12 protein-coding genes, 2 tRNA genes and 2 pseudogenes are annotated in these 18911 nt (G+C 65.2%); 1 reads left to right on the top strand and 15 read right to left on the bottom strand.

Going from position 1 to position 18911, the window contains the following annotated elements:
* Positions 1 to 62: 62 nt before the first annotated feature.
* The 11 genes and pseudogenes from ACVIW0_RS18720 to ACVIW0_RS18670 form a co-directional block, all read right to left on the bottom strand.
* Positions 63 to 806 carry a PopZ family protein gene (locus tag ACVIW0_RS18720; protein WP_461353648.1) on the bottom strand — a complete coding sequence of 248 codons (744 nt, stop codon included), beginning with the start codon at positions 804 to 806 and terminating at the stop codon, positions 63 to 65.
* A 334-nt stretch (positions 807 to 1140) separates the two neighbouring features.
* Positions 1141 to 2523: a TolC family outer membrane protein gene (locus tag ACVIW0_RS18715; RefSeq protein ID WP_461353647.1), complete on the bottom strand. Its 1383-nt coding sequence runs from the start codon at positions 2521 to 2523 to the stop codon at positions 1141 to 1143.
* Between the two features lie 214 nt (positions 2524 to 2737).
* The gene (locus ACVIW0_RS18710; RefSeq protein WP_461353646.1) at positions 2738 to 3403 is read right to left on the bottom strand and encodes a protein-L-isoaspartate O-methyltransferase family protein; all 666 of its coding nucleotides are present in this window, start codon (positions 3401 to 3403) and stop codon (positions 2738 to 2740) included.
* Between the two features lie 123 nt (positions 3404 to 3526).
* Positions 3527 to 3706, bottom strand: coding sequence for a hypothetical protein (locus tag ACVIW0_RS18705; protein WP_461353645.1), 180 nt, complete (start codon positions 3704 to 3706; stop codon positions 3527 to 3529).
* Between the two features lie 136 nt (positions 3707 to 3842).
* Positions 3843 to 3917: transfer RNA gene (locus ACVIW0_RS18700), tRNA-Asn, on the bottom strand.
* Between the two features lie 354 nt (positions 3918 to 4271).
* Positions 4272 to 4655 (bottom strand): RidA family protein, encoded by a 384-nt coding sequence (locus ACVIW0_RS18695; RefSeq protein WP_461353644.1) that lies wholly within the window; start codon positions 4653 to 4655, stop codon positions 4272 to 4274.
* A 22-nt stretch (positions 4656 to 4677) separates the two neighbouring features.
* Positions 4678 to 5922 (bottom strand): annotated as a pseudogene (locus ACVIW0_RS18690) (acetamidase/formamidase family protein); the annotation flags it as partial.
* Between the two features lie 105 nt (positions 5923 to 6027).
* A pseudogene (locus ACVIW0_RS18685) lies at positions 6028 to 7041 on the bottom strand (helix-turn-helix domain-containing protein); the annotation flags it as partial.
* Between the two features lie 151 nt (positions 7042 to 7192).
* Positions 7193 to 8434, bottom strand: a complete 1242-nt coding sequence (locus ACVIW0_RS18680; RefSeq protein ID WP_461353643.1) for an acetamidase/formamidase family protein — start codon at positions 8432 to 8434, stop codon at positions 7193 to 7195.
* A gap of 49 nt (positions 8435 to 8483) precedes the next feature.
* Positions 8484 to 10103 carry an amino acid ABC transporter permease/ATP-binding protein gene (locus tag ACVIW0_RS18675; protein ID WP_461353642.1) on the bottom strand — a complete coding sequence of 540 codons (1620 nt, stop codon included), beginning with the start codon at positions 10101 to 10103 and terminating at the stop codon, positions 8484 to 8486.
* 5 nt (positions 10104 to 10108) lie between these two features.
* Positions 10109 to 11008, bottom strand: a complete 900-nt coding sequence (locus tag ACVIW0_RS18670) for an ABC transporter substrate-binding protein (protein WP_461353641.1) — start codon at positions 11006 to 11008, stop codon at positions 10109 to 10111.
* 514 nt (positions 11009 to 11522) lie between these two features.
* Here ACVIW0_RS18670 and ACVIW0_RS18665 point away from each other — a divergent pair.
* Entirely contained in the window at positions 11523 to 11705 is a 183-nt protein-coding gene (locus tag ACVIW0_RS18665) for a hypothetical protein (RefSeq protein ID WP_024584196.1), read from the top strand.
* 43 nt (positions 11706 to 11748) lie between these two features.
* Here the strand turns inward: ACVIW0_RS18665 and ACVIW0_RS18660 are convergent.
* The 4 genes from ACVIW0_RS18660 to ACVIW0_RS18645 all read right to left on the bottom strand — a co-directional run bounded on the left by ACVIW0_RS18660 (position 11749) and on the right by ACVIW0_RS18645 (position 18870).
* A tRNA-Cys gene (locus ACVIW0_RS18660) sits at positions 11749 to 11822 on the bottom strand.
* A gap of 55 nt (positions 11823 to 11877) precedes the next feature.
* A complete protein-coding gene (locus tag ACVIW0_RS18655) occupies positions 11878 to 12603 on the bottom strand; it encodes a tRNA-uridine aminocarboxypropyltransferase (protein WP_461353640.1) in 726 nt (241 codons plus the stop codon).
* Between the two features lie 37 nt (positions 12604 to 12640).
* On the bottom strand, positions 12641 to 15745 hold the full coding sequence (locus ACVIW0_RS18650) for an efflux RND transporter permease subunit (protein WP_461353639.1): 3105 nt from the start codon (positions 15743 to 15745) through the stop codon (positions 12641 to 12643).
* The gene (locus ACVIW0_RS18645) at positions 15742 to 18870 is read right to left on the bottom strand and encodes an efflux RND transporter permease subunit (RefSeq protein WP_461353638.1); all 3129 of its coding nucleotides are present in this window, start codon (positions 18868 to 18870) and stop codon (positions 15742 to 15744) included. Before ACVIW0_RS18645 ends, ACVIW0_RS18650 begins: the two co-directional genes overlap by 4 nt.
* Positions 18871 to 18911: the final 41 nt, after the last annotated feature.

The raw sequence follows: 18911 nt of genomic DNA, 5'->3' as shown, positions 1-18911 counted from the left end.
TGTTTTGGGCATTTGGGGGCTGAAATGGAGGCCGCCAGGCCCGCGCGGCGTCCCGCGCCGAGCTACCGCCCGCGGGAGACCCGCTCGATCTCGGCCTTGACGATCCGCTCGACCAGCCCCGGCAGGTTGTCGTCCAGCCAGGACTTCAGCATCGGCCGCAGCATCTCCTTGACCAGATCCTCCAGCGTCCGAGCATTGTTGCTCAGCACGGTGTTGGCCAGCGAGTTGAAGGCGGATTCGACCGCCCGCATCGTGGTTCCGGAGATGATCTGCTGCATCGGCGCGGGCTCGCTTGCAGGCCGCTCCCGAGCAGGTTCCTGCGCCCGGCTGCGGGCTTCGGTGAACTCGACATCGTCCTGCGGCTCGACCTTGCGGAACGACGGCGCGGCTGCCGGGTCCGGCAGCGCCATGTCGTCGGTGAGCTCGAACACGTCGGCTTCGGGCTGGGCTTCGGGTCGGGCTTCGGGCTGCGGAGACGACCGGATCTCGGCCGCGGGCGTCGCCTCGTCGAGGCTGGCGAGCAGCGAGTCGATGTCGTCTTGACTGTTGCTGGCCGGGGCCGACGCGGGCGGCGGTGATTTCGGCGCGGGCGCGGCGGCCTTCGCGGCCGGTGGCGCTGCGGGGGGCGGGCTCTTCATCGCGGGCTTGGCTGCGGGAGGTGGCTCGACCTTCGGCGGCGGCGGTGCCGCGGCCGCCGCGGGCTTCTCGGCAGCGCCCGGCTTCGCCTCGTCGTCAGCAATGATGCGACGGATCGACGCCAGGATCTCCTCCATCGAGGGCTCTTGGACCTTCGCAGGTTGCGTCATCTCCGACTCCACATCGAAACTTATTTTACATCAAGCCCGAGAGGATTCGCCGGTTCCGATGATGCGGGCGGAGATTTTCACGGCTCCCGCCCGACTTGTCCCCAGATCAAGCCCGCCCGAGGCTTTGTGCAAGCTTCGTGTCGCCCACTGCAGCGTGATCACAGGTGGCGTCGCACCCGTCATCACGCTACGCCGGCGCGCCGCGAATCGGCTTGCTGCCCGATAAAACGGTATGTCAGGCCAATTATCGATTGCAAGCAAACGCGCCAGTCCGTGGTCCTGATTAACTCAGAACCACAAACATGGCGCGACAAGCGATGCTGATGTGAAGGTATTAGCGGCCGTCGGGCGTGCGCACGCCGGCCCAGTTGTCACGAACCTGCTGGTAATGCACGCTCGGATCGTAGACGCTTGTGGCAAGGCCCAGCACCTGCGGCGACAGACGGCCGATGTAGTTCAGCACATTGTAAGACGCGACGACGCGATCGTGCTGCGCGGTAACCAGCGAGTTGCGGGCATTGACCAGCGCCTGCTGCGCGTTGAGCACGTCGAGCGTGGTGCGCTGCCCGGCCTTCGCCTCTTCACGCACGCCGTTCAGCGCGATCTCGGACGCGGCGACCTGCGCCTGCGCCGACGCCACCTGCGACTTGCCGGCGATCAGCTGGCCCCATGCGGTGACGACGTTGGCGCGTGCCTGATCCCTTGTCTGTTCCAGCACGAGGCGCTGCTGCGCCAGCGATTCCTTGGACTGCCGGATCAGCGAGTATTCCGCACCGCCCTGATAGATCGGCAGCGTCAGTTGAACGCCGACCGAGGCATTGAAGAGGCGGTACACGGTCAACTGTGTTTCGTAGCCCTGGCTGACCGATGCCTGCAGCGCAACCGACGGCAGTAGCGCGCCCTCGGCAACCTTGGTCTGCAAGTAGTTGACGTCGACGCCAAACATCGCGGCGGTGACGTTCGGGTTCTGGGTCAGGCCGAGCTCGACGGCGGCCGACAGCGTCGCCGGCAGGTACCGGTCGACCGGCGAGCCCGGCGCGGGATTCTGCGGGTCGACACCGATGATGCGGCGGTAGTTCGAACGGGTCGTCGTCAGGTTGGATTCCGCGGTCAGCTGCTGGGTTCTGCCCGCCGCAAGCTGCGCCTCGGATTGCGCGACGTCGGTTCGTGTCACTTCGCCGACATTGAAGCGATCCTGGGTCTGCTTCAGCGTCTGTTCCAGCACGCGCGTATTGCTGCGCTGGACCTCGACGATGGCCGCGTCACGAAGATAGTCCATGTAGATGGTGGCCGCGGCCAAAAGCACGGACTGCTCGAGCGCACGCAAGCCTTCGCGCGCCGACGACACCTGGCTTTCGGCGGCCCGCACCCTGGGCGCGGTCTGCGCGTTGTACAGCGACTGGTTGGCGGTAATGCTAACGGTCCGCTGCCGGCTCACGCCGAACACGGCCGGAGTTCCCTGCCCCAATTGCTCATCGGTATATTGTCCGCCCGCATTCGCATTGAGCGAGACCCTCGGGCGGTAACCCGAGAGCGCTTGCGGAACGTTTTCGTCGGTCGACCGCACCAACGCACGTTGTGCGTTCAGCTGGGGATTGTTCTGGTAGGACCGCACCAGCGCGGATTCGATAGTTTCGGCGAGCGCGGGCACGGGGCCCATCTCCACCAATAGAAGGACGGCAGTAGCAGCCGCGGCGATAGCCTTCACCCCACGCATCCCCGGTAATCCAATCATTGTAGTCGCCGTCTCCTCACGCAAGTCGGTCCGGCGGTCGCTTCAGACGAAGTGAGTCCCGCCTCACCTTAGTCCGCAGCTAAGGGCAACGGAACTACCCCGCAACGGAACGTGGACGAAACTCTTCACGTGGGGCAAACGGGCCACACTTCTGATTTGGAACGGGATTTTATCAGCCGGTGCGCCGCGATAGCGGTCAGAAGACGAAGGCGGGAACCCGCTCGAGCCCCGGCAGCACGGGGGCCGTGGCGTCAAACAGCTCCCGATGGCCGAAATCCCCGTGGGAATGCGTCACGAGGGTGGCGCGCGGCGGCGGCTTCAGGCCGAACACCCCGACCAGCCGGCCCCCCTCCTTGAGCTGGCCGAACAGCCCGGTGGGACGAACCTCGGTCGCGCCATTAAGGACAATGACGTCGAACGGCGCGCCCGTGGCATCGCCATCGGCGGCGGCCGCGGTCCTAACCGTCACATTCTGGATGCCGAGTTGGGCGAACGCGGCGGACGCTTTTGCGGCCAGCGCCGAATCGCTTTCGGTTGCACTGACCTCGGCGGCAAAGCGCGCCACAATGGCGGCCGCATAACCGGTTGCGCAGCCGACCACCAGGACGCGGTCGGTGGCCTTGATCTCGGCGGCCTGCAACATCTTGGCCAGCAGCGCCGGCGCGATCAGGCAGCGCCTGGTCGCCCCACCCTCGGTGACATCGAGATCGAGATCGAGATAGGCGAGCGCCTGCTTGTCGGCCGGCACGAACACCTCGCGCGGCACGGTCAGCATGGCTTCGAGAATACGATCATCGGTGACGTCGCTCGGACGCACCTGACCATCGACCATGTACTGGCGCGCGGTCGAAAAACCGGTCATTGGCGGGACCCTGCAAATCGCGGCATTGCCGCTGGAGAAGCTCGAACAGGGCCATCTTTTGGAACAGGCTCCGCCAAAACGCAACACGGCGTTGGCGTCCAGGACGTGCTCCGCGGCGCGCGTCTACTCGATCGTGACCGCCAGCCGGCCGATCAGGCGGGCCACTTCGTCAAGGTGCTCGGAATCGTGCTCCTCGACGGCTTTTGCGAGCAGGCGAACGCACTCGTCATCACTGATGCAGGGGGCATCGTCCGGCACAAGCGTCGGCTGCGGCATCGACAGGTCGATCAGGCTAATGGCCATCAAAATCACCTCTCAAGACCCGGCAAGACGAAGTGTCGAAGGCTATTGAGTCGATTTGACGACGTATTTGGTTCTGCCGGCAACAGACCACGGGCTTGTGATTGGCGATGTGGGATGTTGATGGGGCCAGCAAAACTGGCTCCCCGGGCTGGATTCGAACCAGCGACCATTCGATTAACAGTCGAATGCTCTACCGCTGAGCTACCGAGGAATAGGCGAACAGTGTTCGCGAGCGGGCAGCGTATAACAAAGCCTTTCGGGCTTGCAAAGAACCAAATGGGGCTCCGGCCAAACTTTAGCGGGGAACGGTAAACCTCTGCGGCACAAGGGTTTGCCGGCTTTTCGGGGCGGTGCAGGTCGGCCCCGGCTGTCCCTGTCGGCGCCGCCGCGTGTCCGGAAGCACGGTCGGCGCGGCCATCGCGCCGCGCCGACGATTCTGGCTCGGCGCTCCTCGCCCCCGCCTCATTCCACGATGAAAAAAGGTCGGATCGTGGCGCAGCCTCAGGCCGTTGAGTTTGCAGAGAAGCTGCCTTACCTGACGGATCTGAGTTGACGTCATTGGCCGCTACGGCCGGCGGCAGACCAGGTCGATTTCGATCAGCGCGTCATAGGCAAGCCCGGTGACGCCGACACAGGTTCGCGCCGGCAGCCGATCCGGCGGGAAGAACGTCCGGTATGTCTCGTTCATCGCGGCATAGTCGTCCTTGAAACGCGTCAGATAGACCCGCGACATCACGATATGCTCGAGGCCGAGACCAAGGCCTGCGAGCACAACACGCAGATTCTCCATTACGGCTTTTGTCTGGGCCACGATTCCATCCGGCAGCACGCCGGGTGTCGCCGGCGTATCCGGCATCTGACCGGTCACGAACACGAAGCCGTCGGTCTCGACGGCATGGCTGAACGGCGCGACCGGCTTCGGTCCGCCTGCAATCATATGGAATTTCACTGTTGGTCTCCGCTTTGCGCGATCAGCCGTCGCAGAACAGCCGTTTGCTCAGAATGGCGTGCACGCCCCAATTGCCATCGACCACCTGAGTCACGCCGAAGTCAACCGCCGCGGACATCAGCGCGATCGCTTCGTCCTCGCTCAGGCCTTTGACGCTCATCAGGAAGCGGCGCATCTTGCGGAAGGCATCCTTCATTGCGAGATCGAGCGACGACTTGGCGTAGACCTCGCTCTGCCCCTGCGCGCCGAACTCGGCGAGATAGTTCGGATGGCTGAAGCCGGTCAGCACCCAGTCGGTTGCGGTCTCGATCAGGGGATAGCTCAGGTCGGCAAAGGGCTGTCCGGCGTGACTGCCTTTCTTGTGCAGGATCACCTGGAACGTGCCTGTCATCGAGCATTCGATCGCGGTGCCGCTGAGCTCGCCGTCGCCTTGCGCCGCATGGGGATCGCCGACCGACAGCAGCGCGCCTGGCACCGATACCGGCAGATAGACGGTCGAGCCCTTGCCTAGTCGCCAATTGTCGAGATTGCCGCCGAAATAGGACGGCGGCACCGAATCGACGAAATCGACCTCGCGGGGCGCCACCGCGATCACGCCGAAATGCGGCCGCAGCGGAATGCGAACACCGTCAAGCACGGCATGGCGACGCTTGACGCTGCCGGGCGCGACCGGGACACCGGGATAATCATAGGTCGCGTGCACCACGCCGGACGGATCGGTCTGCGGCTCCCAGCGATAGGAGTAAAGCGCCCGGGCGTAGGATGAACCGTCGCCGTCTGGACATATCTCGTAGATGGTGACGACCTCGCGCGGCTTCGGACCGGCGAGAAATTCACCGTAGTGATAGCCCCACCAGGCGGCGACGCTGGAGCCGAACACGCGGCCTTCGAACTGCGGGTGGCGGCTTGGCCGCGGCACGATGTCGAGGATGCGCACCTCGAGCACGTCGCCGGGCTGGGCATCCTTCACCGCGACGGGGCCGGTGCAGATGTGCACGCCGAACCCCTCGCCCGCCCCGCGCCCGAACACCGAGGCATCCATCGGGCCGGCGCCACGACGATCCACATTCTTGCGTCTCGCGGTCCAGCCGAACACGCTCTCCGCACCGGGATCGCCCGAGATCATCCGCTCCGGATCGTCGGATGCGTGCTGCGAGAGCGTCTCGATCGTGATGGTGTCGCCCGATGCGATCTCGGCCTGCGGCGGCAGCGTGCGGCTGAAATAGCCCCAGTGAACCTTCTCGGCCTCCACCGCGAGGTGACGGTGAGCCTGTGCGCCAAGAACACTATGAACCACACCATGGACCGCACCACGAACCGCGCGGCCATCGTCGCGCGACATTGCCGCGGCTTTCGGTGAGATCGCCACCGGCTGATGCGTGCGCAACTGCGCCAGTGCATCCTGCGGCCAGCCGCGCTGGCCGATCGACGCGGGGGCCGCGCGTTCGGCCTCCTGCTGGCGGAATTCGCGCGGCGGCAGACCGAAGCGATGGCGGAAGACGCGGCTGAAATGAGCGGAATCGCTGAAGCCGAAGCGATAGGCGATCTCGGAGATCGAGCGATGTGCCTCGCTCGGATTGGACAGGTCGGCCCACGCACGCTGCAGCCGGCGCTCGCGGACATAGTGCGTGAAATTGTCGCCGACCCCCTCGAACAGCTTCTGCAGATAACGTTCGGAAATCCCTTCGGCCTGCGCGACGCTCGCAGGCGCAAGGTCGGGATCGTCGAGCCGTCGCTCGATCGCCTGGCAGATCCGGTGCAGGGTCGCAGCCTGCGATGCGGTATGGCGGGCATCCGGGGCCGCCCCCGCGAACTGATGCGCAATGGTGAGCAGGAGATCGGCCATGGCCTGCGCCACCGTCATCCATGCGCTGTCGTCCAGCGTCTCCAGCGTCCGCGCGGTCGCATCCAGCATGCGGGAAAAGACATCGGCCAGACCGCCCGGCGCCACCACGCGCGCCTCGCCCAGCCGCAGCTTGCCGGGAATCCGGCCGTGCAGCGCGTCCGCCGTCACCGACAGCACGATCGCCCGCATGTCGCGCTGGAACACGACGCTGCAATCCCCGCTCCTCGGCAACAGCAGCAAGTGCCCAACCGGCACGATCTGATGGCTGGCGCCATGTCGTAGCATTACGCCGTCATCGATCGGCAGCAGCGCAACCGGGAGGCCCTCGGCGCCCTGCGGCAATGGCGCAACCGTCTGCGCCCCCGCCGCGATCCGGGTCAGTGCGATCCCGGGAGCGCTGCGATGCGAGGCGGTTGCATGGCCATCATAGGGAGGCTTGGCGGGGTCCGGCCGCAAGCCAACGACGCCCAGCACGTCCCGCCACGCCTCGGGCCGGTCGTCTTGCGCATAGGATTCGCTCGTGAACGGACGGAAGCTCATCGCATCGACCCAATCGGGGTCGATCGAAGCAACCTGCGTGCCAGTTGCGCCTGCTAGATCATCATGCGTCTCCACGGAATCGCTTCATCTCATCTCTTTGTTTGAGCATGATCTTTTCGGAAAACCGGTTTCCACTTTTCCGGATCATGCTCTAATCGCACCTGAACACGTTCTTCCGGATGGTGCCGTGGACGCCCCAATTGGCATCGACGACCTGGGTGACGCCGAAATCGGCGCCCACCGACATCAGCGAGATCGCCTCGTCCTCGCTCAGCCGATGCACTGTCATCAGGAACCGGCGCAGCTTGCGGAATGCGTCGCGCATCGCGCGGTCGAGGCTGGAATGGCTGGCGATCTCGGTCTGGGCGTTGGCGCCGAGCTCGGCGAGGTAGTTCGGATAGGTGAAGCCGTAGACCGACCAGGCCTGCTCGGTTTCGAGCATCGGGTGGGTCAACCCTTCCAGCGCGGTGCCGCCGAGATCGCTCTTCTTGTGCAGGATGAATTCGAAGTCGCCGGTCAGCGAGGTCTCGATCGCGGTGCCGCCGAGCTCGCTGTCGCCCTGGGCAGCATGGGGATCGCCGACCGAGAAGAATGCCCCGGGCACGGCGACGGGATAGTACATCCGCGCGCCCTTCCCGATCCGCCAGTCGTCGATATTGCCGCCGGTGTAGCTCGGCGGGATCGAGCTGACGAAATCGGCTTCCGACGGCGCCAGCCCCATGGTGCCGAAATGCAGCCGCGCCGGCACCTTGACGCCGGTCAGGATGTTCTCGCGCTTGCGGATGGTGCCGTGATCGACCCGCACGCCGGGATAATCGATGGTCGGATGAAGGGTGCCGTCGGGATCGGTTTGCGGCGTCCAGACGTAGTTGTAGACCGCCTTGGCGAACGGCTCGCCCGAGGTGTCGAGCTCGAAGATGGTGATGACCTCGCGCGGCTTCGGCTCCTCGATCAGGTCATGATAATGAAACCCCCAATTGGCTGCGACGTTGGAGCCGAAGCACCGGCCGGCGTGGCAGGCGCTGCAACTCGGCCGTGGCTTGATGTCCAGGATACGCACTTCAAGGACATCGCCCGGCTCGGCATTCTCGACCGCGACCGGACCCGTCAGCAGATGAACGCCGAGGCCCTCGCCGGAGCCTCGGATGAACGGCCCCTCGGTCGGGCCCGAGCCACGGCGCGCCACGGCCTTGTGCTCGCGCGTCCAGTGAAACACGCTTTCGGCGCCCGGATCGTTCGCGATCATCCGCTCGTAGTCGTCGTTGGCGTGATGGGTCAGGGTTTCGATCGTGGCGCGATCGCCCGAACGCAGCGTGAGCGCGGGCGCAACCTTCTTGCTGAAATAGCCCCAGTGAACGGTCGCCGGCGAAACCGGCAGATTGAAGTGCCTCATGCAAGTGCCTCTTCGATGGGTCGGAGGATCCTCTGATCGCCGATCACGTTCATCGCACGGTCTCCAGCGTTTTCTCGGCGTCCATCACGTTGAGGAAGCGCGCCGTGACGGGGTTGCGCGGGTTGGAGAGCACCTCGTGCGCCGGTCCCTCTTCGAGGATGACGCCGCCATTGAGGAAGGCGACGCGGTCGGCCACCTCGTCGGCGAAACGGATCTGGTGGGTCGAGATGATCATCGTCAGGCCCTCGTCGACCGCCAGCCGCCGGATCACTTCGAGCACCTCGTTGACGAGCTCGGGGTCGAGCGCCGACGTCGGTTCGTCGAGCAGCAGCACGCTCGGATTTGGCGCCAGCGCGCGTGCGATCGCCACCCGCTGCTGCTGGCCGCCGGACAGATGGCGCGGCAGCGCATCGGCGCGATGGCTGAGGCCGACGCGATCGAGCAGCTCGCGCGCCCGGCGGTCGGCATCGACCCGCGTCATCCCGTGTACCCAGCGCAGCGGCCCCGCGATGTTCTCCTTCGCCGTCAGGTGGCTGAACAGGTTGAACTGCTGGAACACCATCCCGACGCCGACGCTGGCGCGCTCATTCGCAATTGCGCGCGGCGACAACACCTTGCCGTGTTCGGAGAAGCCGAGACGGCGGCCGCCGACCCGAACGGTGCCGGCGTCCCAATCCTCCAGATGATTGATGCAGCGAAGCAGCGTGCTCTTTCCGGAGCCGCTGGGTCCGAGCAGCGCCACGACCTCGCCGACGCGCACCGTCATGTCGACGCCGTTGAGCACGGCCTGCGCGCCATAGGTCTTGCGCAAATCCCTGACCTCGACCGCAACGTTGTTGCGCGCAATGGCCGCGGCCCGCCTGGCGCGCGCCTCCGTCGACAGAACGCGCGGAGCCGGTGGCGGGATGTCAGCGGGCTGCACCGCGACCTCGACGCCGGGCGCGGCCTTTTCGACCAGCCCGAGCACAGTTTCAGGATCGCCGCGACGCCACGGCAGGAGATCCGCAAGCCCGCGCTGGCGCCGGTCGAGATCGAGCATCCGTTCCAGCACGAGCTGGATCATGCTGACGGCGCCCGTCAGCACCAGATACAGCAGGCCGGAGGCAAAAAAGATCGAGAAGAAATCGAAGGTGGAGGATGCAAGCTGGGTGCTTCGGAGCGTCAATTCCTGCACGGCGATCACCGAGGCGAGCGACGAATTCTTCAAGGCGCTGACGGCCTCGTTGCCGAACGCCGGGATCATGGTCCGGATCGCCTGGGGGGCAATCACCCGCCGCAGCAGCACGGACGGCGTCATACCAAGCGCCTGCCCGGCGGCGAGTTGCCCGCGATCGACGCCGAGCACACCCGCGCGCAGCATCTCGGCAATGAAGGGCGCTTCGTTGCAGGCGAGCGCCAGACCAGCCGCGAGGATGGCCGGCAGCTTGATGCCGATATGCGGCAGCGCGTCGTAGGCAAACACCATCTGCAGGATCAGCGGCGTGCCGCGGAAGATCACGGTGTAGCCGCGCGCCAACCCCGCCAGCAGCCCGAACCGGCTGAGCTGCATCGAGGCGAGGATCAACCCCAGCAGCAGCCCGCCGCCGAGCCCGAGGGCGGTCACCTGGAGGGTGATCTCGATGCCCTCGAGCAGATACGGCAGGCTGAGATAATGGAGGAACAGCGACATCAGGATCAGTTGACGGTCAGCAGTCCCGGCTCCTTCAGATTATTGGGGTCGAGATCCCACTTCTTCAGCAGCGCGAGCTGATCGCCGGATTTGTGGATTTCGGTCAGTGCAGCCATCACGGCTTCCCGGAACTTGGGCTTGTCCTTCGGCACGGCGATGCCGACCGAATACGGAATGGTGACCGCAACCGCCTTTTCGAGCTTGTCGGGATAGGCCTTCACGGCATTGTCGACCGTGTTGACGTCGTTGACGTAGGTGTCGGCGCGCCCCGCCAGGATAGCCTGGATACAGTTCGCGTTGTTGTCGTAGAGCTGCAGCGTGGGCTCCGGCTTGCCGGCGGCCTTGCATTGCGGAATCAGCGCCTGCACCAACGGCACCTCGACGAAGCCCGTGTTCTCGGCGGCTGCGGCGCCGCACAGCGACAGATTGATGCCGTTGATGCCCTTGGGGTTGCCCTTGGCGACCAGCACACCATCGAACACCTTCGAATAGGTGATGAAGTCGGCCGCCTTGGCCCGCTCTTCGGTGGCGTAGATGTCGGAAATGACGATGTCGGCTTGCCCGCTCGCCAACGTGGTGAGCAGCGCCGCGAACGTCACCGCCTTGTAGGTGAGCTTGAAGCCGAGACACTCGCCGATCTCTTCGCCGAGATCGATGTCGAAGCCGACATATTTGCTGGGATCCTTCGGATCGATCGCTTCATAACCCGGGGTGTGCGGGTTGATGGCGTTGACCAGCGTCTTGCCCTTCCAGTCCGGGTATTTCGCCTGCAACGCGGCGCATTCGGCAGGCGCAGCCTGGGCGCCGACCGGCGCTAAAAGCCCGGCGGCGGCAACGGCGCTCAATATCGCCAGGCACACTGAACGCGACGCGCGCCATCCATTCCCACAAAGCCAATTTTGCATATTGCCAGCTCCTTCGAATTTGTCATGGCGAGGCCATGTCCCAAAACTCGACGGAAAGGCTACTGGGAACGATGCCGGGAAAGCTTGTCCCGGGACGTACAAAAAATTGGATCAGCCGGGCCTGAGAATTGGGCAGACCTGCTCAAGATTCATTCGTGACGGCCGCCGAATCCTTCGCCGATCTCTTGCCATTCTTGGGATCGCGCGGTTGCTCACGCACCGCGACACGCGACCAACGGCCAGCTTGCCCGCGCTGTCACGTCTCCCTAAAATTCCTGCGATATTTAACGGCTATGAATACTGCCGGAGATTCCGGAAGAGTTTTTCGAAACATGTGATTTGTCTCACACGAGGTGCGGCCATGCCGACCTAGGTTCCCCCCGCGGGAGGGGCAATCAGTGATTCATTAACCAAGCCGGGCACCATCGTTCTTTTCATAAAATTCGAACGATTCGCTCAATCCGGACCGAAGACAGTTTTGCGACCATTGCGCTCTCGAACCTCGGAGAGCGCGATGAGCGAAGTCGAATTTGATCTGCTGCTGGACGCCGTGCGTACGGCAATCGCGCCCATTGCCCAGGAGGATTTCGTGGCTCAGCCCTCGCCCCGTATTCAGCCGCCACCGCGTGCTGCCAATGACAACCAGGCGCCGTGGCCGCTGATTCCGTTTCCTGAAGGTTGGTATGCCGCAAGCTAAAGCGGCTTCTCATTTATCGGCTGCAAGCCATTGATGAGATGAGTGGAGGCCACGACCAGAATTGAACTGGTGTACACGGTTTTGCAGACCGTTGCGTAACCACTCCGCCACGTGGCCCCTTGCGGCGCACTTCATATACGCCCTCTCTCAGATAGGCAACCAAGCCCAATAGCTATCGCCGGCGCTTCCGATAGTCCCGTTTCCTGGGTTTTGGCGCCAATTCCGGCATTTTGGCCTGGACTTCGCGGAATCTCGCCAGCATCCGCTCGAAACTATCAGTTAACGTTGCAGCGATATCGGGTCGCTTTTGCAGCCCGGCCAGCAGGATGGCGGCCGCTTCGATGGTGGACAGGCCGTCGCGCCGCGGTTCCCGACGCAGCTTGCCGTAGCGCGAGGGCCGTTTCGGCCCGAGAATCACCCGCTGGCACTTCAGCATCCAGGCATTGCGCCACCACAGCGCCTTGGCCTGGCTCCAGGTACCGTCAAGCAGCACGACCCCCTCGATGTCGGACAGGATGGCGCGCTGGTGCGGCTCCAGTTCGCCCTTGCGGTTGATCGCGACGATCTCGGCGTCGGTCTCGAGGTCCTCGACCTTGGCCGAGCCCAGATAGAGCACCGCCCAGCGCGACGGATCGGGCACCGGCCGGCCGAGCGCCTTGGCGAGGCTCGGCCAGGACAGCCCGATCCGCACCACGGCGTTGTCGAAATGCCGCGCCAACAGCCGCGCGGTGCCGAGCGCCCGGTCCTGCTCCTGCGGATGGATCAGGATCAGCAGCTGGATGCGGCTCTCGATCGGCGTGATGCTGTCGCAGATGCAGAGCGGCAGCGGCTTGCCGCAATGCAGGCACTCCTCGATCTCGGCAGTAACGTCGGTCTTGACTTCGGTCGGGTCGGACATCGCTCCGCTATACGCGCGCGGAGCTGCACAATTCAACCTATTCCGCCGGCGCGTGCACGCCCGATGGCTCGCGGCGCTGGCGCAGCCGGTCGATCAAGAGATAGATCACCGGCGTGGTGTAGAGCGTCAGGATCTGCGACACGAACAGGCCACCGATGATGGTGATGCCGAGCGGCCGGCGCAGCTCGGTGCCCGGGCCGGTCGCAATGACCAGGGGGATGCCGGCGAACAGCGCGGCCATGGTCGTCATGAGGATCGGACGGAAGCGGGCCCGGCAGGCTTCGAAGATCGCATCCCGCGACGACAGGCCCTGATGCCGCTCGGCGTCGAGCGCGAAGTCGACCATCATGATGCCGTTCTTCTTGACGATGCCGATCAACAGGATGATGCCGACGAAGGCGATCACGGTCAGCGGCGTGTTGGTCACCTGCAGCGCCAGCAGGGCGCCGAGGCCGGCCGACGGCAGGGTCGAGATGATCGTGATCGGATGCGCCAGGCTCTCATAGAGCACGCCGAGCACGATATACATCGCGACCAGCGCGCCGAGGATGAGCAGCGGCTGCCGTCCGCTGGTCTTGTTGAAATCGCCGGCATTGCCATCGAAGCTGCCGCGAATGCCCTCCGGCATGTGCAGCTCGTTGACCGCCTGCTGGATGTTGGTGGTCGCGACCTCGAGCGGCACGTCGGGCAGCAGGTTGAACGACACCGTGGTCGAGGGGAAGCCGCCGGAGTGGAAGACCGCGAGCGCCGACAGTCCGCGCTGGTAGTGCACCAGCGCCGACAGCGGCACCTGCACGTCATTGGCGCCGGCGACATAGATGCGTTCGAGGTTCGACGGATCGCTCTGGAATTTCGGATCGATCTCGAGCACCACGACGTACTGGTTGCGCTGGGTGTAGATGTAGGAGATCTGCCGCTGCGAGAACGCGTTGTTGAGCGCGTTGTCGATATCCTGCACGCGGACGCCGAGGCTGGAGGCGGTCTTGCGATCGATCACCAGGTTGAGCTGCAGGCCGCCGGGATCGCGGTCGGAGGACACGTCGGTGATGCCGTCCACGGTCTCCATCCGCTTGGCGACCAGCGGCGCCCATTTCTGCAACAGATCGAGATCGGTCGAGGCGAGCGTATACTGGTAGTCGGAATCGCTTTGGCGGCCGCCGGTGCGGATGTCCTGGGCGGCGAACATGAACAGGCGGATGCCCGGTACCATGAACAGGTTGCGGCGCAGCCGGTCGATGACCTGCGCGGTCGATAGGCCTCCCCGCTCCTCCGGCGGCTTCAGGCTGATGAACATGGTGCCGCGGTTGGAAGTGGCGCCGCCTGGGCCGCCGCCGGAGCCGACCGACGATCCGATGCCGGCGACCGCGGGGTCGGCCATCACGATGTCGGCGAGCCGCTGCTGCAACTGGAGCATCGCCTGGAACGAGATATCGGCCGACGCCCGCGTCGAGCCGATCACAAAGCCGCTGTCGTCGGTCGGGAAATAGCCCTTCGGCGTCTTGATGTAGAGCGTCACCGTCAGCGCGACGGTGGCGAAGAACACCACCAGGGTCAGGAACGGATAGCCGAGCACGGTCCGCAGGGTCGATGCATAGAATGCCACGACCCGCGACAGGGTGCCCTCGATGGCGCGGTCGTACCAGGTAGCGCGATCCGAGCTCGCCTCCTTGATGTAGTGCGCGCAGATCATCGGGGTGATCGTCACCGAGACCAGGGTCGACACGATGATGGCGAACGTCAGGGTCAGCGAGAACTCGCGCAGCAGCCGGCCGACGATCCCGTCCATGAAGATCAGCGGGGTGAAGGCCGCGATCAGCGACAGCGAGATCGACAGCACCGTGAAGCCGATCTGCTTGGCGCCCTCGACCGCAGCCGGATACGGCGCCATGCCCTGCTCGAGATTGCGGTACATGTTCTCGATCATCACGATGGCGTCGTCGACCACGAAGCCGACCGAGATCGCGAGCGCCATCAGCGACAGATTGTCGATCGAGAAGCCGGCGAGCCACATCCCGGCGCAGGTGCCGGCCAGCGCCAGCGGCACCGAGACGCCGGCGGCAATCGTCGGCACGATCCGGCGCAGGAACACGAAGACCACGACCATCACAAGCACCGCGGTCGCCAGCAGCGTGAACTGCATGTCCTCGACGCTGGCGCGGATCGTTCCGGTGCGATCGACCAGGGTCGAGATCTCGACGCCGGCCGGAATCCACTTCTTCAGTTCCGGCAGCAGCCTGCGAACGCTGTCGACGGTATCGATGACGTTGGCGTCGCCCTGCTTGGTGATCTGGATCAGCACCGCCGGCTGCTTGTTGAACCAGGCGATCGAACGCGAGTTGCGGACGGAATCCTCGACCTCGGCGACATCAGAGAGCCGCAAAAAACTGCCGCTCGCGCTCTTGATGACGATGTCGCGGAACTCGGCCGCCGTGCGCATCTGCTTGTTGATCGAGAGCGTCTCGCTCAGCCGGTCGCCGTTGAAGATGCCGACGGGACCGAGCGGATTGGCATTGATGATCGCGGTCCGGACATCGTCGGTCGCGATCCCGGCGTTTGCCAGCGACACCGGATTGAGCGCGATCCGAACCGCCGGCTGGTCGGCGCCGCTGACGGTGACCTCCCCGACCCCAGGCACTTGCGAGATGCGTTGCGCCAGCACGGTGTCGGCGACGTCGTAGATCGCGCTGGTCGAGATCGTTTTCGAGGTCAGCGCCAGCACGAACACCGGCGCCGCGGCCGGATTGGCCTTGCGGAACTTGGGCAGCGACGGCAGGTCGCTCGGCAAATCGGCGAGCGAGGCGTTGATCGCGGCCTGCACGTCGCGCGCGGCGCGGTCGATGTCGCGCCCGATCGAGAACTGCACCTGGATGCTGGTGGTGCCGAGCGAGCTCGTCGAGGTGATCTGGTCGACGCCCGAGATGGTACCGAGCTTGCGCTCCAGCGGTGCGGCGACGGTCGCGGCCATCACAGAGGGATCGGCGCCCGGCCGCGACGCCGACACCCGGATGGTCGGGAAGTCGACATTCGGCACCGAGGACACCGGCAGGAACTCGTAGGCGACGATCCCGACCAAGAACAGCCCGATAGCCAGTAAGGTGGTGCCGACCGGCCGGCGGATGAAGGGCTCCGAGATCGAGATCACTGCATGCCCTCGGTGGCTCCGGCGATCGGCGGGCCGCCCCGGCCCGGCTCCGGTACCGCCCGCTCGATCCGGCGATTGAGCCGGTCGAGCGCGAGATAGATCACGGGCGTGGTGTAGAGCGTCAGCAGCTGGCTCAGCAGCAGACCGCCGATGATCGAGATGCCGAGCGGAAAGCGCAGCTCGGCGCCGGTGCCGCTTTCGATCGCGAGCGGCAGCGCGCCGAACAGCGCCGCCAGCGTGGTCATCATGATCGGCCGGAAGCGCAGCAGGCAGGCCTGCACGATGGCGTCATAGGACGACATGCCCTGGTGCCGCTCGGCCTCCAGCGCGAAGTCGATCATCATGATGGCGTTCTTCTTGACGATGCCCATCAATAGGATGATGCCGATCAGGCCGATCACCGAGAGGTCCTGCCCGCACAGCATCAAGGCGAGGATGGCGCCGACGCCGGCCGAGGGCAGCGTCGACAGGATCGTGATCGGGTGGATGTAGCTCTCGTAGAGCACGCCGAGCACGATGTAGATCGTGATGATCGCGGCCAGGATCAGCCAGGGCTGGCCGGCCAGCGAGCGGGCGAATTCGGCGGCGTCGCCGGAATAGATCCCGGCGATGCTGCCGGGCATTCCGATCCTGGTCTCGATCGCCTTAACCGCCACCACGGCATCGCCAAGCGCCTCGCCCGGCGCCAGGTTGAAGCTGAGCGAGACCGACGGGAATTGCGCCTGGTGCGAGATCGCAAGCGGCGCCGTGGTGCGGACTAGCGTCGCCACCGCCGACAGCGGCACCTGCGCGCCGTTGGTACCCGGCAGATACAGCTTGTCGAGGATCGACGGGTCGCGCTGGTACATCGGCAGCGCCTCCAGCACCACGCGGTACTGGTTGGCCTGGCCGTAGATCGTCGAGATCTGCCGCTGCGCAAAGGCATCGTTCAGCGTGTCGGTGACGCCCTGCAGATTGACGCCGAGCTGGCCGGCGCGCTGGCGGTTGACGTCGAGCGCGGCGCGCAGGCCGCCGTCCTGCGCTTCCGACGAGACGTCGCGAAAGATCGGGTCGCGACGCATCTCGGCGACCAGCTTCTGCGCCCATTGCGAGACTTCGGCGGCATCGGTCGCGGTCAGCGTATACTGGTATTGCGAACGGCTCGACTGGGTCGAGATCTGCACGTCCTGCACCGGCTGGAAGTAGACGGTCATGCCGGGTACCGTCGCGACCTTCTGCTTGAGCCGCTCGATCACCTTGACGACGCCGTCGCGCCGCTCGTCGAGCGGCTTCAAGGTCATGACAAGGCGGCCGACATTGGTGGTCGGATTGACCGAGCCGGATCCGATCACCGAGACCACGCCGACCACATCAGGATCGGCTTTGATGAGCGCGGAGACCGCGCTCTGCCGCCGCTGCATCTCGGCGAAGGAAACGTCAGGCCCCGCCTCGGTTACCGCCGTGATCGAGGAGGTGTCCTGCAACGGCAGGAAACCCTTCGGCGCCAGCACGTACATGACGAGCGTCAGCGCGATGGTCGCGAACGTTACCAGCAGTGTCGCGCGCTGGCGCTGCAGCACCCAGAGCAGCGTGCGATGATAGAACTCGACCATGCGGTCGATGAAGCGGCTGACCGCGGCGAGGCCCGGCACCGCCATCTCCTCATGGATGTTCTTGAGCAGCCGCGAGCACATCATCGGCGTCAGCGTCAGCGAGACGATCGCCGAGGTCACGACCGCGATCGTCAAGGTCAGCGCGAATTCGCGGAACATGCGGCCGACCAGCCCGGACATGAACAGCAGCGGGATGAACACGGCGATCAGCGAGACCGTCAGTGAGATCACGGTGAAGCCGATCTCGCTGGCCCCCCTCAGCGACGCCTCCATCACCGTCTCGCCGTCTTCCATGTGGCGGACGATGTTCTCGATCATGACGATGGCGTCGTCGACCACGAAGCCGGTTCCGATGGTCAGCGCCATCAGCGACAGATTGTCGAGGCTGAAGCCGGCGAAATACATGATGCCGAAGCTCGTGATCAGCGACAGTGGCAGCGCGACGCCGGCGATCAGGGTCGCGCGCAGCGACCGCAGGAACAAGAGCACCACCAGTGTCACCAGCACGACGCTCAGGATCAGCGTGAACTGCACGTCGTGGACAGAGGCGCGGATCGTCACGGTGCGGTCGGAGACCACGGTCAGCTTGACGCCGGCCGGCACCGCGCGCTGCAGCCGCGGGATTTCGTCGCGAATCTGCTTGACCACGTCGATGACGTTGGCGCCGGGCTGGCGCTGGATGTCGATGATGACGGCCGGCGTGCCCTGGTACCAACCGCCAGTGCGGTCGTTCTCGAGCCCGTCGACAATCTGGGCGACGTCGCCGATCGTGACCGGCGAGCCGTTGCGATAGGCGATGATGATCGGCCGGTAGGCGTCGGCGGCGGCGATCTGGTCGTTGGCGGCGATGGTGTAGGATTGCTGGGCGCCGTCGAGCGAGCCCTTCGGCCCCGACACGTTGGCGCCGGCGATTGCGTTGCGCAGATCCTCCATCGCGATGCCGTAGGCCGCAAGCCGCGCCAGATCGGCCTGCACGCGCACCGCAGGCTTCAGGCCGCCGAGGATCGAGACCCGGCCGACGCCGGAAATCTGGCTCAGCCGTTGGCCCAGGATCGTATCGGCGAGATCGCTCATCGCCCGCAGCGAGATCGTGTCCGAGGTCAGCGCCAGGGTCATGACAGGCGCGTCCGCCGGGTTCACCTTGGCGTAGACCGGCGGGTACGGCAGCGTCTTCGGCAGGATACCGGCCGCGGCATTGATCGCGGCCTGCACGTCCTGCGTGGCGCCGTCGATGTCGCGGTTGAGGTCGAACTGCAGCGAGATCTGGCTGACACCGAACGAGCTCGTCGAGTTCATCGACGACAGCGACGGGATCTGGCCGAGCTGCCGCTCCAGCGGCGCCGTGATCAGGGAGGCCACCACGTCGGGGCTCGCGCCCGGCAATTGCGTCGTCACCTGCACGGTCGGGAAATCGACCTGCGGCAACGCCGAGACCGGCAGCGCCCAATAGCCCAGCGCACCGCCGATCATTAGCGCGATGCCGAGCAGCGAGGTGGCGATCGGCCGGCGGATGAACGGTTCGGAGACGCTCATGGTTGCGCGCTCGCTGATAGATCAGACATCACGAGGTCAGG

The organism is Bradyrhizobium sp. USDA 4454, from assembly GCF_054822705.1.
This window is presented reverse-complemented; position numbering and strand designations above follow the sequence as displayed.